Annotated in this window: 15 protein-coding genes and 1 pseudogene; 10 read left to right on the top strand and 6 right to left on the bottom strand. The window is 71.0% G+C overall.

Going from position 1 to position 16773, the window contains the following annotated elements; genetic code table 11:
• Positions 1-57 precede the first annotated feature (57 nt).
• From PBN85_RS07180 to lexA, 6 genes are read left to right on the top strand one after another with little or no spacing between them, the layout of a single operon-like run.
• Positions 58-642, top strand: a complete 585-nt coding sequence (locus tag PBN85_RS07180) for an anthranilate synthase component II (protein ID WP_271300576.1) — start codon at positions 58-60, stop codon at positions 640-642.
• Positions 639-1634 (top strand): anthranilate phosphoribosyltransferase, encoded by a 996-nt coding sequence (trpD, locus tag PBN85_RS07175; RefSeq protein ID WP_271300575.1) that lies wholly within the window; start codon positions 639-641, stop codon positions 1632-1634. The genes PBN85_RS07180 and trpD overlap by 4 nt, the downstream gene beginning before the upstream one ends.
• Positions 1631-2419 (top strand): indole-3-glycerol phosphate synthase TrpC, encoded by a 789-nt coding sequence (gene trpC / locus PBN85_RS07170; protein ID WP_271300574.1) that lies wholly within the window; start codon positions 1631-1633, stop codon positions 2417-2419. The genes trpD and trpC overlap by 4 nt, the downstream gene beginning before the upstream one ends.
• On the top strand, positions 2416-2883 hold the full coding sequence (gene moaC, locus PBN85_RS07165; RefSeq protein WP_037530940.1) for a cyclic pyranopterin monophosphate synthase MoaC: 468 nt from the start codon (positions 2416-2418) through the stop codon (positions 2881-2883). Before trpC ends, moaC begins: the two co-directional genes overlap by 4 nt.
• Positions 2884-2887: 4 nt before the next feature.
• Positions 2888-4069, top strand: a complete 1182-nt coding sequence (locus PBN85_RS07160; RefSeq protein ID WP_271300573.1) for a molybdopterin molybdotransferase MoeA — start codon at positions 2888-2890, stop codon at positions 4067-4069.
• Positions 4070-4127: 58 nt separating this feature from the next.
• Positions 4128-4814 (top strand): transcriptional repressor LexA, encoded by a 687-nt coding sequence (gene lexA / locus PBN85_RS07155; protein WP_271300572.1) that lies wholly within the window; start codon positions 4128-4130, stop codon positions 4812-4814.
• Between the two features lie 7 nt (positions 4815-4821).
• Here the strand turns inward: lexA and PBN85_RS07150 are convergent.
• Positions 4822-6873 (bottom strand): annotated as a pseudogene (locus PBN85_RS07150) (ComEC/Rec2 family competence protein); the annotation flags it as partial.
• An 80-nt stretch (positions 6874-6953) separates the two neighbouring features.
• On the opposite strand from PBN85_RS07150, the gene gltX reads away from it, so the two are divergent.
• Genes gltX through PBN85_RS07135 form a run of 3 tightly spaced genes read left to right on the top strand, consistent with a single transcriptional unit; the run spans position 6954 to position 9878 of the window.
• The gene (gene gltX, locus PBN85_RS07145) at positions 6954-8375 is read left to right on the top strand and encodes a glutamate--tRNA ligase (RefSeq protein WP_271300571.1); all 1422 of its coding nucleotides are present in this window, start codon (positions 6954-6956) and stop codon (positions 8373-8375) included.
• Positions 8376-8391: 16 nt separating this feature from the next.
• The gene (locus PBN85_RS07140) at positions 8392-9675 is read left to right on the top strand and encodes a citrate synthase (protein ID WP_271300570.1); all 1284 of its coding nucleotides are present in this window, start codon (positions 8392-8394) and stop codon (positions 9673-9675) included.
• Positions 9675-9878 (top strand): hypothetical protein, encoded by a 204-nt coding sequence (locus PBN85_RS07135; protein ID WP_271300569.1) that lies wholly within the window; start codon positions 9675-9677, stop codon positions 9876-9878. Before PBN85_RS07140 ends, PBN85_RS07135 begins: the two co-directional genes overlap by 1 nt.
• A 2-nt stretch (positions 9879-9880) precedes the next feature.
• Here the strand turns inward: PBN85_RS07135 and PBN85_RS07130 are convergent, their stop codons facing one another.
• The 4 genes from PBN85_RS07130 to PBN85_RS07115 all read right to left on the bottom strand — a co-directional run bounded on the left by PBN85_RS07130 (position 9881) and on the right by PBN85_RS07115 (position 13880).
• Positions 9881-11221: a sensor histidine kinase gene (locus tag PBN85_RS07130; RefSeq protein WP_271300568.1), complete on the bottom strand. Its 1341-nt coding sequence runs from the start codon at positions 11219-11221 to the stop codon at positions 9881-9883.
• The gene (locus PBN85_RS07125; RefSeq protein ID WP_037530750.1) at positions 11218-12306 is read right to left on the bottom strand and encodes a hypothetical protein; all 1089 of its coding nucleotides are present in this window, start codon (positions 12304-12306) and stop codon (positions 11218-11220) included. Before PBN85_RS07125 ends, PBN85_RS07130 begins: the two co-directional genes overlap by 4 nt.
• A gap of 35 nt (positions 12307-12341) precedes the next feature.
• Positions 12342-13523: a hypothetical protein gene (locus PBN85_RS07120; RefSeq protein ID WP_271300567.1), complete on the bottom strand. Its 1182-nt coding sequence runs from the start codon at positions 13521-13523 to the stop codon at positions 12342-12344.
• Positions 13524-13589: 66 nt separating this feature from the next.
• On the bottom strand, positions 13590-13880 hold the full coding sequence (locus tag PBN85_RS07115; protein ID WP_037530747.1) for a hypothetical protein: 291 nt from the start codon (positions 13878-13880) through the stop codon (positions 13590-13592).
• 99 nt (positions 13881-13979) lie between these two features.
• Here PBN85_RS07115 and PBN85_RS07110 point away from each other — a divergent pair, with 99 nt between their 5' ends.
• Entirely contained in the window at positions 13980-16283 is a 2304-nt protein-coding gene (locus PBN85_RS07110; RefSeq protein WP_271300566.1) for a hypothetical protein, read from the top strand.
• Between the two features lie 199 nt (positions 16284-16482).
• Here the strand turns inward: PBN85_RS07110 and PBN85_RS07105 are convergent, their stop codons facing one another.
• Positions 16483-16767 (bottom strand): DUF1467 family protein, encoded by a 285-nt coding sequence (locus tag PBN85_RS07105; protein WP_037530741.1) that lies wholly within the window; start codon positions 16765-16767, stop codon positions 16483-16485.
• Positions 16768-16773 lie beyond the last annotated feature (6 nt).

The following is a 16773-nucleotide window of genomic DNA, read 5'->3' as shown; positions in this document are numbered from 1 at the left end:
GGATTGCCAGCGCGCAACAGGCGTTGCACCGGCGGCGGCATCGGCTATGGCGTCGCGATGATCTTGGTCGTCGACAATTACGACAGCTTTACCTGGAACCTCGTCCACTATCTGATGGAATTGGGGAGCGAGGTGGAGGTGGTGCGCAACGATGCCATCTCCGCCGGGCAGGCGCTGTCCTCGGGCGCCGAGGCGTTCCTGATCTCGCCCGGCCCGTGCACGCCGACCGAGGCGGGGGTCAGCCTCGACCTGGTCGCCGCCGCTGCCGATGCCGGCCGGCCGCTGCTCGGCGTCTGCCTCGGCCATCAGGCGATCGGCCAGCATTTCGGCGGAACGGTGGAGCGCGGCGGGCTGATGCACGGCAAGACCTCGCCGGTCAGCCACGACGGCACCGGCCTGTTCGAGGGCCTGCCCTCGCCGTTCACCGCGACGCGCTATCACAGCTTGATCGTCCGCGACGTGCCCGCGCCGCTGCTCGTCAACGCGCGCGCCGACGACGGCCACGTCATGGGCTTCCGCCACACCACCCTCCCCATTCACGGCGTGCAATTCCACCCCGAGAGCATCGCCACCGAACATGGCCATGCGATGCTCGCCAATTTCCTGCGCATCGCCGGCATCGCGGTGAAGGCGGCGGCGTGACGACGCACGCCCTGCTGCCCGATCCGGCGACGCCGCTGGCGCGCGAAAGCGCCGCGCAGGCCTTTGCCGACATCCTCGACGCCCGCGTCTCCGAAGAGGCGATCGCCGCCTTCCTGATCGCACTGGCGGAGCGCGGCGAGACGAGCGTCGAGATCGCCGAAGCGGCGCGGGCATTGCGCGCCCGGCTCGTGCCCGTCGCCGCCCCGGCGGGGGCGATCGACGTCTGCGGCACCGGCGGCGACGGTCATCACACGCTCAACGTCTCGACCGCGGTGGCGCTGGTCGTCGCCGCCTGCGGCGTACCCGTCGCCAAGCATGGCAATCGCGCCGCCTCGTCCAAGGCGGGCGCGGCCGATACGCTGGAGGCGATCGGGCTCGACATGGCGGTGGCGGGCGCGACCGCGGAAGGCAGCCTCGCCGATCTCGGCATCGCCTTCCTGTTCGCCGCCAACCATCATCCCGCGATGGCGCGGATTACCCCGATCCGCCGCCGCATCGGCCGGCGGACGATCTTCAACCTGATGGGACCGCTCGCCAATCCGGCGCACGTCACGCATCAGCTGATCGGCATCGCCCGGCCCGATTATGCGGGTCTCTACGCCGAGGCGCTGGCGCAGCTCGGGACCGGCGGCGCGGCGGTGATCAGCGGCGAGGAAGGGCTCGACGAACTGTCGACCGCCGGGCCCAGCATCGCGGTCAGCATCGGCAGCACGAATCTGCCGCCCCGCATCACGCCCGAGGATGCCGGCCTGCCCCGCCACCCGCTCGCCGCGATCCGCGGCGGCGACCCCGCCTATAACGCCGCCGCCTTGCGCCGCCTGCTCGCCGGCGAGGCCGGTGCCTATCGCGACGCGGTGCTGCTCAACGCCGCCGCCGCGCTCGTCGTCGCCGGCCGTAGCCCTCACCTCACCGCCGGCGCGACGGCCGCCGCCGCCGCGATCGACGACGGCCGCGCAGCCGCGCTGCTCGATCGCTGGATCGCCTACCGATGACCAATATCCTCTCCCGCATCATCGAGACCAAGCGCGCCGAAGTCGCCGCGCGCAAGGCGACGACCAGCCTCGCCGACCTCGACGCGCGGATCGCCGCCGTCACGCGTCCGCGCGGCTTCCGCGCCGCGCTCGACGCCCGCTCGGGTCCCGCGCTGATCGCCGAGATCAAGAAGGCCAGCCCGTCCAAGGGCGTGATCCGCGCCGACTTCGATCCGCCGGCCCATGCCCGCGCCTATCAGGCGGGCGGCGCCGCCTGTCTGTCGGTGCTGACCGACGAACAATGGTTCCAGGGCTCGGACGACTATCTGATCGCCGCACGCGCCGCCTGCGATCTGCCGGTGATCCGCAAGGACTTCATGGTCGATCCGTGGCAGGCGACCGAAAGCCGCTCGATCGGCGCCGACGCGATCCTGATCATCGTCGCCGCGCTCGACGACAATCAGATGGCGGAGATCGAGGCGTCGGCACGCGAATGCGGCATGGACGTGCTGGTCGAGGTGCATGACGCACACGAACTCGACCGCGCGCTGCGGCTGCAATCGCGGCTGATCGGCGTCAACAACCGCGACCTGCGCGATTTCACCGTCGACTTCGCCCGCACCTATGATCTCGTCGCCAAGGCGCCGGCGGGCTGCACCTTCGTCGCCGAGAGCGGGCTGGAGCGGCGCGAGGACCTCGATGCGATGGCGGCGCACGGCGTTCATTGCTTCCTGATCGGCGAGGCGCTGATGCGCGCCGACGATGTCGAGGCGGCGACGCGCGCGATGATCGGCGCCGAGGCGTGACCCGCCTCACCCATATCGACGCCGAGGGCGCCGCGCATATGGTCGATGTCGGCGGCAAGGCGGTGACCAGCCGCCGCGCGGTCGCCACCGGTCATATCGCGGTCGCTGCCGAGGCGCTCGCCGCGATCCGCGACGGCGCGGCCAAGAAGGGCGACGTGCTCGCGGTCGCGCGGATCGCCGGGATCATGGCCGCCAAGCGCACCGCCGAGCTGATCCCGCTCTGCCATCCGCTGCCGCTGACCCGCGTCACGCTCGACCTGACGATCGACGCGGGCGGCATCACCGCCACCGCGCTGACCGCGACCGACGGCAAGACCGGGGTGGAGATGGAGGCGCTCACCGCCGTCTCGGTGGCGCTGCTCACCGTCTATGACATGGCCAAGGCGATCGACCGGGCGATGGTGATCTCCGGCATCCGTCTGCTCGAAAAGGCCGGCGGCGCGTCCGGCGACTGGCGCGCCTGAGGCGATGACGCTGCTGCCGATCGCCGAGGCGCAGGCGCGTCTGTTCACCGCCGCGCCGCGCGTCGCCGAGGAGACGGTGCCGCTCGCGCAGGCCGCGGGGCGCTGGCTCGCCGACGACGTCGTTGCGCAGCGCACGCAGCCCGCGCACGACCTCTCCGCGATGGACGGCTATGCGATCCGCTTCGTCGACCTGCCCGGCCCGTGGACGCTGATCGGCGAGAGCGCGGCCGGGCGGCCGTTCGACGGCACGATCCAGCCCGGCGAGACCGTCCGCATCTTCACCGGCGCGGTGATGCCCGCCGGCGCCGATACGGTGATGATCCAGGAAGAGGTGGACGCGCAGGGCGCCGCGATCCGACTCACCGGCGAAGGGCCGGCGCATCCGGGCCGCAACACCCGCCGCCGCGGCCTCGACTTCACCGCCGGCGACACGCTGGTGCGCAGCGGCGAGCGGCTGACCCCGGCGCGGATCGCCGTCGCCGCGACCGGCGGCGTCGGTGCGCTGTGCGTCCACCGCCGCGTCCGTGTCGCGATCTGCGCGACCGGGGACGAACTGGTCGATCCCGGCCAGCCCGCCTCGCCCGATGCCTTACCCGAATCGAACCGCGCGATGCTCGCCGCGATGCTTGCCGATCTGCCGGTCGAGCTGATCGACCTCGGCATCCTGCCCGACGATCTGGCGACGCTGCGGGACGCCTTCGCGCGGGTCGACGCCGATCTGCTGGTCACCACCGGCGGCGCATCGGTCGGCGATCACGATCTCGTCCGGCCGGCGCTCGAGGCCGCGGGCGGCCAGATCGATTTCTGGCGGATCGCGCTGCGGCCCGGCAAGCCGATGATGGCGGGGCGACGCGGCGCGATGCAGGTGCTCGGCCTGCCGGGCAATCCGGTGTCCGCCTTCGTCACCGCGATCCTGTTCGTCAAACCGGTGATCGCGCATCTCGCGGGCGCCGCCGACCCGCTGCCGCGCGCGACGCTGGCGCTGCTCGGCGAGGACCTGCCCGCCAATGGCGCGCGCACCGACTATCTGCGTGCCGAGATACGCGACGGCCGCGCTTATGCCTCGACGATCCAGGACAGTTCGATGCTGCTGACGCTGGCCCGGTCGCAGGCGCTGATCATCCGCCCGGCCGGCGCCGCGGCGGCACGGGCGGGCGACTCGGCAGATATCCTCGTCATCGCTTGACGGACGCCATCCTGTTCCCTAGAAGTTCCGCGTCTGTTCTGACGGGGAAGGATCGCCCATGCTCACGCGCAAGCAGCACGAGCTCGTATGCTTCATCAACGATCGGCTGGAGGAAACCGGCATCTCGCCCTCGTTCGAGGAGATGAAGGAGGCGCTCGACCTCAAGTCGAAGTCGGGCGTGCATCGTCTGATCAGCGCGCTTGAGGAACGGCATTTCATCCGCCGCCTGCCCAACCGGGCGCGCGCGCTCGAAGTGCTGCGCATGCCGGAACGGTCGGAGCGCAAGCCCGCCGCGTCGACGGCGCCGGCCGCACCGCCGCCCGCCAAGACCAACGTCCGCGCCGCACCGGCGCCCGCCAATGACGTGATCGAGATCCCGCTGCACGGCCGGATCGCCGCCGGCCTGCCGATCGAGGCGTTCGAGGGCAGCTCGACGCTCGCCGTCCCCGCCGCCCTGCTCGGCAGCGGCGAACATTATGCGCTCGAAGTATCCGGCGACTCGATGGTCGAAGCCGGCATCCTCGATGGCGATTATGCGCTGATCCGTCGTACCGAGGTCGCCCGCGACGGGGAGATCGTCGTCGCGCTGATCGACGACAGCGAAGCGACGCTCAAATATTTCCGCCGCGAGGGCGCGATGGTCCGGCTCGATCCAGCCAATCGCGCCTACGAAGCGCAGCGCTACGTCCCCTCGCATGTCCGCGTGCAGGGCAAATTGTCGGGCATCCTGCGCCGCTACGACTGAGCCGGGCGATCCGCCAAGGATGGCGGTCGCCGGGCTGTAGCACCGTGCGCACCCGTCGGCTTTCCAGGTCGATCGCGACGCCGCCGGTGCGGCGCAGGAGCGGTGCATCGAGCCGCAGCCAGCGCGGGCGGCAGGATCGCGGCAGCCGCCGTTCGCTGACGACGATGTCCGCCGCATGGCAGGCGCCGATCAGCGCGGCACGATCGACCGGATAGGCGCTGCGCGTCGCGACGATCCGCCATGCGCGCTCTGTGCTCCCCAGCGTGACGATACAGGCATCCGCCGAGCAGCGCGCCGCCGCCTGACCGCTGAGCGGCAACGGCTCGCCGTCGATGCCACCATTTTCGGCGAGCATCGCCCGCGTGTAATCGCCGGCGCGCTCGCGGAGCAAGGCGAGCCGTCCGTCGACCCGTACCGCCATATGGCGGCCATCCCCCGTCACCAGCAGATCGGGGGCAGGCGCCTGCATCATCCACCAGCCGCCGAGCAGGATCGGCAGCAGCCCCCAGCGCCGCACCCGCGTCCGCCACAGCATCAGCCACAGTCCGCCGCCGACGATCAGCGCGAACGCCGCGGCCGACATCGCCGGCAACGCAATCCCCGATCCCGGCAGCGCGGCGACGCGGTGGGCGATCACCAGCAACAGCCGCAACGCGAGATCGGTCAGCCACCAGACCGGTGGGCCGAGGCCGACCGTATCGGCGAGCAACGCCGCCGCTTCGAGCGGCATGACGACGAAGGTGGTGAGCGGGATCGCGACGATATTCGCCGCCGCGCCGTACAGCCCCGCCTTGTGGAAGTGGAAGACCGCGATCGGCATCAGCGCCGCCTCGACCACGACGCCGGTGAGCAGCAACGCAGCGCCTTCGCGCAGGATACGGCGACGCCAGGGCTCGTCGCGCTGCCGGAACCAGCCGGCGACGCGCGGATGGTCGTGGAGCGTGACGATCGCCGCGATGGCGGTAAAGGACAATTGGAAGCTCGGCCCGGTCACCGCCTCGGGCCAGACCAGCATCACCGCGATGGCACCGCCGGCGACCAGCCGCAACGTCATCGCCTCCCGCCCCAGCACCAGAGCGGCGAGCACCAGTAGCGCGGCGACGCACGAGCGGATCGTCGGCACCTGACTGCCGGTCAGCCAGGTATAGCCGATCGCCGCCAGCGCCCCCGCCGCCGCCGCGACCAGCGGCAGCCGCCAGCGGATCGCCAGCCACGGCGACAGCGCGAGCAGCCGCAGGACGCACAGCATCGTCGCCCCCACCGCGGCGGTGATGTGCAAGCCGCTCACCGAGAGCAGATGCGCCAGCCCGGCGCGCCGCATCGCATCGGCATCGGCCACGGTGATCGCGCCCTCGTCGCCGGTGGCGAGCGCTGCGGCGATACCGCCGCGACTGCCCGGCAGGCGCGACAGGATATGGCTGGTCAGCCCCGCGCGCAGCCCCTCGCCCGCCGCGCTCCGGATCACCCGCACCGGCGCGAAGCCGCGCCCGGTCGCGCCGATCCCCGCAAACCAGGCGACGCGCGCGAAGTCATAGCCGCCCGGCACCGCCGCATCGGCTGGCGGCATCAGCCGCGCGCGCAGCCCGATCACCGCCCCCTCGCCCAGCCCGTCGGGCGCGTCGCCGATCGGCAGGTTGATCCGCACCCGCGGCGGCACGCCCACGCTGTCGCTGCGCAGCGTCAGGCGGATGAGGTCGCGCGCCGGCAGCGGCTCGACCCGCTCGACCTCTCCCTGCACCGCGACGACGGCGGGGCGTGCCAATATCGGTGCGGCGACGCGCTCGGCCCGCCACCAAATCGACGCGAGCCCCGCCGCCGCGGCCAAGCCGCCGATCGCCACCACCCGCCCCGCCCGCCCGTCCCCCGCCAGCGCGATGCCGGCGAGCGCGGTCGCGACGCAGAGCAACAGCATGGCGGTCCAGCTCGCCGGATCGGGCAGCACGAACCAGGCGGCGATGCCGCCACCGAAGCTCACCGGCAGCCAGAGGATCAGCGTATCGCGTTCAGCCTCCAGCCATTCTTCGATACCGAGCTGTAACCGAACGGGACGCCGCGGCATTTGAAGGGGCATGATCCGCGTGCTACGGCGCGCCTCGGCCGCCCTGGCCGTCACGTCTCAAACCCCGGGAGCATGCGCTGTTGAGCGCCACGATCGATCGCCACGCCCATCACCAGCCGACCGAGGTCGTGACGCGGTTCGCGCCGTCGCCGACCGGCTATCTGCATTTGGGCGGCGCGCGTACCGCCCTGTTCAACTGGCTCTACGCGCGGCATCACGGCGGCCGCTTCCTGCTGCGCATCGAGGATACCGATCGGGCGCGGTCGACCCAGCCGGCGATCGACGCGATCCTCGGCGGACTGCGCTGGCTCGGCATCGACTGGGATGGTGACGCCGTCTTCCAGTTCGCCCGCGCCGATCGCCATGCCGAGGTCGCGCATCAGATGGTCGCAACCGGCCATGCCTATCGCTGCTACATGACCGCCGACGAGATCGCCGCGCAGCGCGCCGCGGCGCAGGCCGCCAAGACGCCGCTGCGCATCCGCAGCCCGTGGCGCGACGCCGATCCGGCGACCGCGCCCGCCGACGCGCCCTTCGTCGTCCGGCTCAAGGCGCCGCGCGACGGTGCGACGACGATCGAGGATCGCGTCCAGGGTTCGGTGACGGTGCAGAATGCCGAACTCGACGATCTCATCCTGCTGCGCTCGGACGGGACGCCGACCTATATGCTCGCGGTCGTCGTCGACGATCACGACATGGGGGTGACGCACGTCATCCGGGGCGACGACCACCTCAACAACGCCTTCCGCCAGCTGCCGATCTACCGCGCCAACGGCTGGCCCGAACCAATCTATGCGCATATCCCGCTGATCCACGGCACCGACGGCGCCAAACTGTCCAAGCGCCACGGCGCGGTCGGGATCGAGGCCTATCGCGACGAGCTCGGCATCCTGCCGGAAGCGTTCGACAATTACCTGCTGCGGCTCGGCTGGGGTCATGGCGATGACGAGATCATCAGCCGCGACCAGGCGACCGAATGGTTCGACCTCGGCGGCGTCGGCAAGAGCCCGTCACGATTCGACCTCAAGAAGCTCGAGAACCTTAACGGTCATTATATCCGCGCTGCGGACGACGCGCGGCTCGCCGCGCTGATCGCGCCGATCGGCGGCTATGACGATATCGACCTGCTGACCCGCGCGATGCCGGTCCTGAAGGCGCGCGCGGCCAATCTCAACGAGCTGAGCGAAGGCGCGCGCTTCCTGTTCGCGCAGCGTCCGCTCGACCTCGATCAGGCAGCTTCGGACCTGCTTGCCGGTGACGCGCCGACGCTGCTCGCTGCACTGCACGCTGCGCTTGACGCGGTGCAGCAGTGGGATCAGGAGGCAACCGAAGCAGCGGTACGGCAGGCCGCCGAGGCAGGGGGCGTCAAGCTCGGCCAGGTCGCCCAGCCGCTCCGCGCTGCTCTCACCGGACGCAAGACATCGCCCGGCATCTTCGACGTGCTCGCGCTTCTCGGCAAAGAGGAAAGCCTCGGCCGGATCGCGGACCGAATGGCAGTCTGATAGGAAGGACAACCACATGACCGACGCCGCCAAAGTTTCCGTGGACGGTAAGGATTTCGACTACCCGGTCATGTCCGGTACGGTCGGACCCGATGTCGTCGACATCCGCAAATTCTATGCGCAGACGGGCGACTTCACCTATGATCCCGGCTTCACCTCGACGGCGTCGTGCCAGTCGAAGCTGACCTATATCGACGGTGACGAAGGCGTGCTGCTGCACCGCGGCTATCCGATCGGCGAGCTGGCGGAACAGTCGAGCTTCATGGAAGTCGCCTATCTGCTGCTCAACGGCGAGCTGCCGGCGGCGGACGAGCTGTCGCAGTTCGAGCACACGATCTCGCGCCACACGATGGTGCACGAACAGCTCGCCACCTTCTTCCGCGGCTTCCGTCGCGACGCCCACCCGATGGCGATCCTGTGCGGCGTCGTCGGTGCGCTGTCGGCCTTCTACCACGATTCGACCGACATCCACGATCCGGTGCAGCGCACGATCGCCAGCCACCGTCTGATCGCCAAGATGCCGACGATCGCGGCGATGGCGTATAAGTACAGCGTCGGGCAGCCGTTCCTCTACCCGGACAATTCGCTGAGCTACACCGGCAACTTCCTGCGCATGACGTTCGGCGTGCCGGCCGAGCCCTATGAGGTCAATCCGGCGGTCGAAAAGGCGATGGACCGGATCTTCATCCTCCACGCCGATCACGAGCAGAATGCCTCGACCTCGACGGTGCGGCTCGCCGGCTCGTCGGGCGCCAATCCCTTCGCCTGCATGGCGGCGGGCATCGCCTGCCTGTGGGGTCCGGCGCATGGCGGCGCCAACGAGGCGGCGCTCAACATGCTGCGCGAGATCGGCACGCCCGAGCGCATCCCCGAATTCATCGCCCGCGCCAAGGACAAGAACGATCCGTTCCGCCTGATGGGCTTCGGTCATCGCGTCTACAAGAACTACGATCCGCGTGCGACCGTGATGCAGAAGACGGTGCGCGAGGTGTTCGACGCGCTCAAGGTCAACGATCCGCTGTTCGACACCGCGCTGCGGCTCGAGGAACTGGCGCTCAGCGATGATTATTTCATCGAGAAGAAGCTGTTCCCGAACGTCGACTTCTACTCGGGCGTCATCCTGTCGGCGATCGGCTTCCCGACGTCGATGTTCACCGTGCTGTTCGCGCTCGCCCGCACCGTCGGCTGGGTGGCGCAGTGGAACGAGATGATCACCGATCCCGACCAGAAGATCGGCCGTCCGCGCCAGCTCTACACCGGCCCGACGCAGCGTAGCTACGTCCCGGTAGGCCAGCGCTGATGCGCCGCGCCCGGCCGGTCCTGCTCTCCGTCGGCGTGCTAATGGCGCTGATGGGGATGCTGTGGATCGGCCAGGGCCTTGGCTATATCCATTGGCCCGAGTCGAGCTTCATGCTCGATCAGCGGCCGTGGGCCGACCGTGGCGTCGTGCTCGCGGTCGCCGGGCTGCTGCTCATCCTCGTCGCGCGCCGGTTGCGCCGCTAGCGTCAGGCCGGCAGCGAGAGGGTGAAGCTGGCGCCCCTGCCGGGGGCGCTTTCTACCGACAGATCCCCACCCATCGCCCGCGCCAGACGCCGCGCGATATAGAGGCCGAGGCCGTTGCCGCCCGCCTCGCTCGGGTCGACGCGTTCGAACTTGTCGAAGATGCGCGCCTGATCCTCCGCCGCGATGCCCTTGCCCTGATCCGTCACCACCGCCTCGGCGCGATCGCCGACGCGGTTGACCGTGACGCTGACCACGCCGCCCTCGGGCGAGTAGCGCAGCGCATTGCCGATCAGATTGACCATGATCTGCAGCGCCCGCCGGAAGTCGCCGGTCACCGGCAGATGCAGGTCGGGCAACGGCCGCGCGATCGCCACCCCGGCATTGGCGGCGCGCACCGACAGCAGCCCCGCGGCGCGCCGCGCCACGTCGGCGAGATCGATGCCGTCGGTCTCAAGTGTGAAATCGGGCCGCTCGATCGCCTGCAGATCGACCAGATCGTCGACCAGCCCGAGCAGATGCCGTCCGGCATTGGCGATATCCGTGGCATAGCCGACATAATCCGGCTGCATCGGCCCCTCCGCCTCGGCATGGATGGTATCGGCATGCGCGATGATCTTGGCGAGCGGTGCGCGCAGCGCCCGGTCGAGGCCATCGGTGAAGTCGGGCGACACCGGCGCCGGCGCGCTGGCGGGCGGCTCGGCGACCCGCGCGACGCCGGCCAGACCGGCGAAGGCGCCGCCGGCATCTTCCTTGACCGTGGCGGTCAGCACCATCCGCATATCGCCCTGGCGCAGCCGCGCGCGCTGCTCGTCGAACGGCCGCCGGCGCGCCACCGCTTCGAGGATCGGCAGCGCCCCGCTTTCGGTCGCGTCGAGCGTGAACAGACTGGTCAGCGGCTGGCCGAGCAGCGCCAGCGCATCGCAGCCGAGCCGCCGGGCGGGATCGATCGCGACGAACGTCAGCCGCAATCCGGCGTCGGTCTCCCACGACAGCGCGCCCTCTTCGATCACGCTCGCGATCGGCCGCTGCGTCACCGGCTGCGGCCGCAGCCCGCGCCAGCCGCTCACCGCCATGCGCAGGCCGTCGCCTTCGGGCTGGACGCGCACCCAGAGTTCGAGGTCGGCATCCTGATCGGCGACGGTGACCGCGCGCGAGACGAGGATGCCGAGCCGCATCGCCAATCGGACGATGCCGGCGAGCTGCGGCACCGCGAGGGTCGCGCCGATCGCGCCGCCCGCCTGATCGTTGAGCGCGATCAGCGCCGGATCGGCGGCGAGCAATCGACCATCGGCATCGAGCGTCGCATGGCTGAGCGGCACGTCGGGAATGGCATCGACCCTCATCGTGCATCGCCCCGCGCCAGCGCCGCCAGGGCGAGACGCATGTCGTGGTGCAGCGACAGCGGCGCCAGCGCCGCACGCGCACCCTCCGCCGGCACCGCGACGATCGCGTCGAGATCGTCGGCGAAGGCCTCGATATCGCGCCGGGGATCGGCATCGGCCAGCATCAGCGCGATCCGGGCGATCGTCTGCCGGTCGGTCTCCGCGACGCGCAGCGCCAGCCACAGCCGGTCGCCCTCGGGTTCGAGCACGATCGTCCGCGCCGCTTCGAAATCGAGATCGACCGCGCGGGCGAGCACGGCGATGAATAGGAGCAACCGCCGGTCGCCCAGCGTCTCGACCAGCAGATCGCCGATCTCGTGCGGACGCGCGTCGATCGCCGCCGCCAGCCGCACCGCGGCGGCCTCGGGCCGCTGCCCCTCGTCATGCGCGGCGAGGTTGCGTTGCGCCGCCTCGATGATCGCGCGATCGGCAAGGCCGTCGCCGGTGCCGAGCCCGTCGCGGATCGCCGCGGCGACCCACCAGACGAGCTGGTGATGCCGCTCGGCGGGGAGGATGCCGCCGGGCACGCCGCCCTGTTCGGCCGCCGCCCGCCGCCGCGTCTCCGCCGAGAGCAGCGCGCGCGCCGCCGCGGCGACGACGCCGTCGTCGACATCGGTCAGCCGCACCAGCAGGCTCGCCTGGTCGGGCGTCGCCTCGGTCGGCGACAGACGTTCGGCGATCAGGTCGCATCGCACCTGCGACAGCAATTCGTCGATGAGCAGCCGGTCGCGCAGCACGCCCGCCTGCGTCAGCCGCCCGGCGACCGTAGCCTGCGCATTGAGCAACTGGTCGGCGTGATCCGCCGCGCCCCGGCCGGAGAGGATACGCGCCGCGTGCCGACGGATCTCCGCCTCGATCGCCGCGATCACGCCGTCGAGCACGCGGCGCAGCGCAAGCCGCGTGCGCTCGTCGAGCCGGGCGTCGTCGGGCAGGAAGATATCGGCGATCGCCCCCGTCAGGCGCGCGTCGGCCCGTGCGGCGAGCCGGTGGCTTGCTTCAATACGGGTGCCGAGCACGTCCCGCTCCTGTTCCGGTCCGACCGCCATGGCTTGGACGCTAGCGCCCTATCATTAAAACAGCGCTAAGGCTGCCAACGCAATCGTTCGATTGCGGCGGTCAGCGTCGCGGCGGCATAGAGGGTGGCGGCACCGAGCCCGGCGACCGGCGCGGAGACGAAGGCGCCGAGCCAGGCGAGCAGCAGATAGGCCGGCGGACTGCCCCACCAGGGCCGCCGCGGCGCGGCGCCCAGCGCGCGTTCGCCGAGCGCGGCGAGCAGCACCAGCCCGACCGCGAGCAGCTCGGGTGCGCCATCCGCCCGCGCCTCGCTGATCGCGCGACCGTGGAGCAGGACGGCGATCGCCGGGATCGCCTGCGCGACGATGCCGATCCAGCGTGCATGCGACCGCTCGTCGCGCAGATCGGCAAGCATCTCGGCCAAGGCGACGCCGAGCGTGCCGAGCAGCGCCAGCAGCAGCCCCGGCCCCGGATGGTCGAAGGCGACCAGCGCCAGCCCGCACAGGCCGATCAGCCCCGCCCCCGCCGCGGCGACCATCGCCGAGACGGTCCGCGGCACGATCAGCGGAATGACGGCGCGGCCGAGGGGCGCGGTGACGAACCGCTCGAACCAGCCGCTGCGTCCCGAGATCATCGCCGCGAGCACGATCCGCCCTCGCGCCTCCAGCGCCTGCGCCGAATGGCCGACGCCATGGCCGCCGCGCACCGCCTCCGGCGGCAGCAGCAGATGCACCGCCCGCGCCTGCGACGCGAGTCGCACCAGCGTCGACTGGACGTCATAATCGCGCGGCATCACCGCCAGTTCGGCGAGCCGCCGCGGATCGAGCCGCGCCACCCCCGCCCAGACCATGCCGCTGCCGACGCGCTCATAGCCCATCGTCGCCTGCTCCTCGGGCATCACCAGCAGTGCGTCGCCGCCGTCGCGCGTCAGCGTCGCCAGCGTCGCCGCCGTGGTGGTGAGGCCGTCGGCGAGCATCACCACGCGTGCGAGCGGGTGCAGCTTCTCCGCCGCTTCCGCGGCGCTGCGCACCGGATCGACCGCGACGCCGCGCTTGCCGATGCGGCTGATCGCGCCGAGCAATTCGGGGGTGAGCCGCGCGACGAGGATGACGATCTGCGATGCGCCCGCCGCGATCAGCAATCGCGCCTGATATTCGATCAGCGTCACGCCGCCGAACGGCAGCGTCGCGGTGAGCATCGCGGGCCGATCGTCGGCGTCATGCATGGCGAAGAGGAGGCCGGCGAGCATCCGGCCGCTGTTAGGCGGTGATGCCGCCGCTGCCTAGAGCGGACCGCGCTTTGTCGCGCCGTTCGGCTACAGCCGGCTGACCGACCGCTGGAGCCGGGCAAGGATCGCGGCGTCCTGCGGCGCGTCGGCCGCCTCGCCGGCCAGTGCCATCAGCCGCACCGCCCCGAAGCTCGCCGCCAGCCCCTTGAGCCGCGCCGCGGCGGTGCGCCACGCCTCTTCGTCGGCGGCGGCCTCGAGCGCGACGAGCGCCCGCTCCGCGCTGTCGACGAACGCCATGCGCAACTCGGCGATCAGCGCCGGTTCGTCCCCCACTGCCGCGGCCAAAGCCGCATCGATCGCGCCCGGATCATAAGCCATTCCCGGCGTGTAGCAGTCGACAGCTTAACCAAGTGTTGCGGTTTTGCTTTATGAGCAAGGCGAAGACGGGTAGGTTCGCCGTCGAAGAACGGGGGTTCCATGATCATCGACATGCGGGCGAACAGCGCCACCGGCGACGCCCACGCGGCGGATGAACTCGATCTCGCCGACGGATATCCGGCGGAAAACACCGCCGCATGGGGCGAGCCGGCGGCGCCGTGGGCCGATCCGGTCGCCGACCCCGCGCCGGTACGAATCGGCTGGCTGGTGCCGGCGCTGCTCGGCCTTGTCGCCCTCGCCTGGGTCGTCGGCATGCTCTGGCTGGCGCGCGACCAGCTGCCGACGCTGCCGCCGGTCGCCCTGATCGAGCTGATCGCCGCGCTGGCGGTGATGCCGATGCTGCTCGGCGTCGGCTATCTGCTGGTGCAGCGCACCAGCCGGCGCGAGGCGCGCCGCTTCGCCGCCACCGCCGCGGCGATGCGGGCGGAGGCGGCGAGTCTCGAACGCGCGGTCGCCCAGGTGGCGCAGGCGCTCGACGGCAACCGCCGCCAGCTCGCCGACCAGATCGACACGCTGCGCACGATGGGCGACACGGCGAGCGAACGGCTCACCACGGTCAGCCGCGGTATGGCGCAACAGATCGACCAGGCGGAGGCTCATGCCTATGCGCTGTCGCAGGCAGCGGCCGATGCGCAGCAGAGCCTCGGCGTGCTGCTCGCCTCACTGCCGCGCGCGCAGGCGGAGGTGGCCGACGTCCAGCACCTGCTCGACGACACCGGCCTCGCCGCGAGCGAACATGCCGCCGCGCTCACCGCGCAACTCGCCGCACTCGCCGAACGAGGCCGCGAGGCCGACCTCGTCACCGGCAATGCCGCGCAGAAGCTCGCCGCGCATCTCGCCCGGATGGAGGCGACCAGCGAAACCGCCGGCGCCCGGCTCGAAAGCGTGACCGCGACGATGTCGGGCGAGGTTGACGCGCTGCTCGGCCGTACCGCCGATGCGGTCGACGAGGCGCGCAAGGTCATCGCCGCGCAGGGCGATGCGATGCTTGCGATGCTGCGCGCCAACCAGGCCGCGCTCGATATCGCGGCGCGTGACAGCGTCGATGTGCTCGCCGAGCGGATCGGCGGCATCGAGGACGTCATCGACCGGGTGTCGCTGCGCCTCACCGATCAGCGCAAGGCGAGCGAAACGTTGCTCGCCGGTCTCGACGCCGACATCGGCGCGGTCGAGGGCCGGCTCGATCGCCTGCACAGCCAGGGCGTCGATCGATCGCAGATGCTCGCCGCGTCGATCAGCGCGCTCGGCGGTTCGGCCGATGCGATGACCGAGGCGTTGCGCAGCGGCGACACGATGGCGACCCGGACGATCGCCACCACCGAATCCCTGCTGATCGCGCTCGACGCTGCGGCGCGCGAGATCGACGAGACATTGCCCGAGGCGCTGTCGCGGCTCGACGCCAAGGTGCTGGCGAGCAAGCAGGTCGTCGTCGCCGCCAAGCCCGAACTGCTCGCCCTGGTCACCGCCGCGGAGAGTACGCACGAGGCGATCGCCGCGATCGCCGATGTCGTCGCCGAACAGAGCAGCACGCTCGAACGCCTGTCGGGCAGCCTGCTCCAGACGCTGGGCGAAGGGCGCGCCAAGGCGGATGCGCTCGGCATGATGGTCGACGAGACGATCGAGCGCACCCACCGGTTCGCCGACGATGCCGCGCCGCGGCTGGTCGATGCGCTGCTGCGCGTGCGCGAGACGGCGACGGTCGCCGCCGACAAGGCGCGCGAGACGCTCGCCGCGGTCATTCCCGATGCGGCGGCGCAATGGGAGGAAGCGGGCACCGCGGCGCTGCGCCGCGCCACCGGCGACACCGTCGCCCGCCAGGTGCAGGCGATCACCGACGCTACGGAAAATGCCGTCGCCGCCGCGACGCGCGCGACCGAGCGCCTCTCCGCGCAGGTCCGCCAGATCCTCGAACAGGGCGCGCTGGTCGAGGCACGGATCGAAGAGGCGCGCGCCGAACGCGAGGAGGCCCAGCACGACACCTTCGCGCGGCGCGCCTCGGCGCTGATCGAATCGCTCAACTCGGCGTCGATCGACATCACCAAGGCCTTCGCCCCCGATATCACCGACAGCGCCTGGGCGGCCTATCTCAAGGGCGACCGCGGTGTCTTCACCCGCCGCGCGGTGCGGGTGCTCGAACCCGGCGACGCGCGCGAGATTGCGCAGCTCTACGACGACGATGCGGCGTTCCGCGATGCGGTCAACCGCTACATCCACGACTTTGAGGGCATGTTGCGCACTGTGCTTGCCCAGCGCGATGGATCGCCGCTGAGCGTGACGTTGCTGTCGTCGGATATGGGCAAATTATACGTCGCGCTGGCGCAGGCGATCGAGCGGCTGCGCTAGCCGCCCGGCCGGGGCATCCACCGAAGTGACAGCGAGCGTGGGTATCGTCGTTCACGTTCGCCGTGTCCCTGCGCAAGCAGGACCTTGGGTCAGGGTGAACACCGACTGATCGCCCCTGCGGCCCTGGGCTCCTTCCTGCGCAGGAGCACTGAGGGAGACCGCAGCGGCCTCTTGCGGTACGGTTGCCCGAACCGGCCGGTCAGGCTGCGTTGTAGACGGCGGCGCGATCGAACAGGTCGAGCATCGCCGGCGTCACCCAGCCGTAGTGATAATTGGCGGCGAACAGCGCGAACAATAGCGTCGCGACGATCGTCACGCGCACCGCCAGCCGGCCGAGCCGGAACTCGTGCGGCGCGCTCTCGGCTTGGCCGGCGACATAATCGCCGCCGGCCTCCTGCGTGGTGCGCACGCCCCAGGGCAGCACCAGGAAGACCGAGAACGCCCAGAACAGGACGTAGATCGCGAGCATCGACGTCCAGCGCATCGGGGA

Origin of the sequence: Sphingomonas sp. CV7422 (genome assembly GCF_027945725.1) — a bacterium.
In the GTDB taxonomy this organism is placed as follows: domain Bacteria; phylum Pseudomonadota; class Alphaproteobacteria; order Sphingomonadales; family Sphingomonadaceae; genus Sphingomonas; species Sphingomonas kyungheensis.
Note: the sequence above shows the minus strand (reverse complement) of the source record. Positions and strands in the feature narration are given on the sequence as shown.

Bases quoted from the DNA above. Each gene is read 5' to 3' on its own strand.
- PBN85_RS07180 (WP_271300576.1), top strand. From the start codon at position 58: ATGATCTTGGTCGTCGACAATTACGACAGCTTTACCTGGAACCTCGTC.
- trpC (WP_271300574.1), top strand. From the start codon at position 1,631: ATGACCAATATCCTCTCCCGCATCATCGAGACCAAGCGCGCCGAAGTC.
- PBN85_RS07160 (WP_271300573.1), top strand. From the start codon at position 2,888: ATGACGCTGCTGCCGATCGCCGAGGCGCAGGCGCGTCTGTTCACCGCC.
- lexA (WP_271300572.1), top strand. From the start codon at position 4,128: ATGCTCACGCGCAAGCAGCACGAGCTCGTATGCTTCATCAACGATCGG.
- PBN85_RS07140 (WP_271300570.1), top strand. From the start codon at position 8,392: ATGACCGACGCCGCCAAAGTTTCCGTGGACGGTAAGGATTTCGACTAC.
- PBN85_RS07135 (WP_271300569.1), top strand. From the start codon at position 9,675: ATGCGCCGCGCCCGGCCGGTCCTGCTCTCCGTCGGCGTGCTAATGGCG.
- PBN85_RS07130 (WP_271300568.1), bottom strand. From the start codon at position 11,221: ATGAGGGTCGATGCCATTCCCGACGTGCCGCTCAGCCATGCGACGCTC.
- PBN85_RS07125 (WP_037530750.1), bottom strand. From the start codon at position 12,306: ATGGCGGTCGGACCGGAACAGGAGCGGGACGTGCTCGGCACCCGTATT.
- PBN85_RS07120 (WP_271300567.1), bottom strand. From the start codon at position 13,523: ATGCTCGCCGGCCTCCTCTTCGCCATGCATGACGCCGACGATCGGCCC.
- PBN85_RS07115 (WP_037530747.1), bottom strand. From the start codon at position 13,880: ATGGCTTATGATCCGGGCGCGATCGATGCGGCTTTGGCCGCGGCAGTG.
- PBN85_RS07110 (WP_271300566.1), top strand. From the start codon at position 13,980: ATGATCATCGACATGCGGGCGAACAGCGCCACCGGCGACGCCCACGCG.
- PBN85_RS07105 (WP_037530741.1), bottom strand. From the start codon at position 16,767: ATGCGCTGGACGTCGATGCTCGCGATCTACGTCCTGTTCTGGGCGTTC.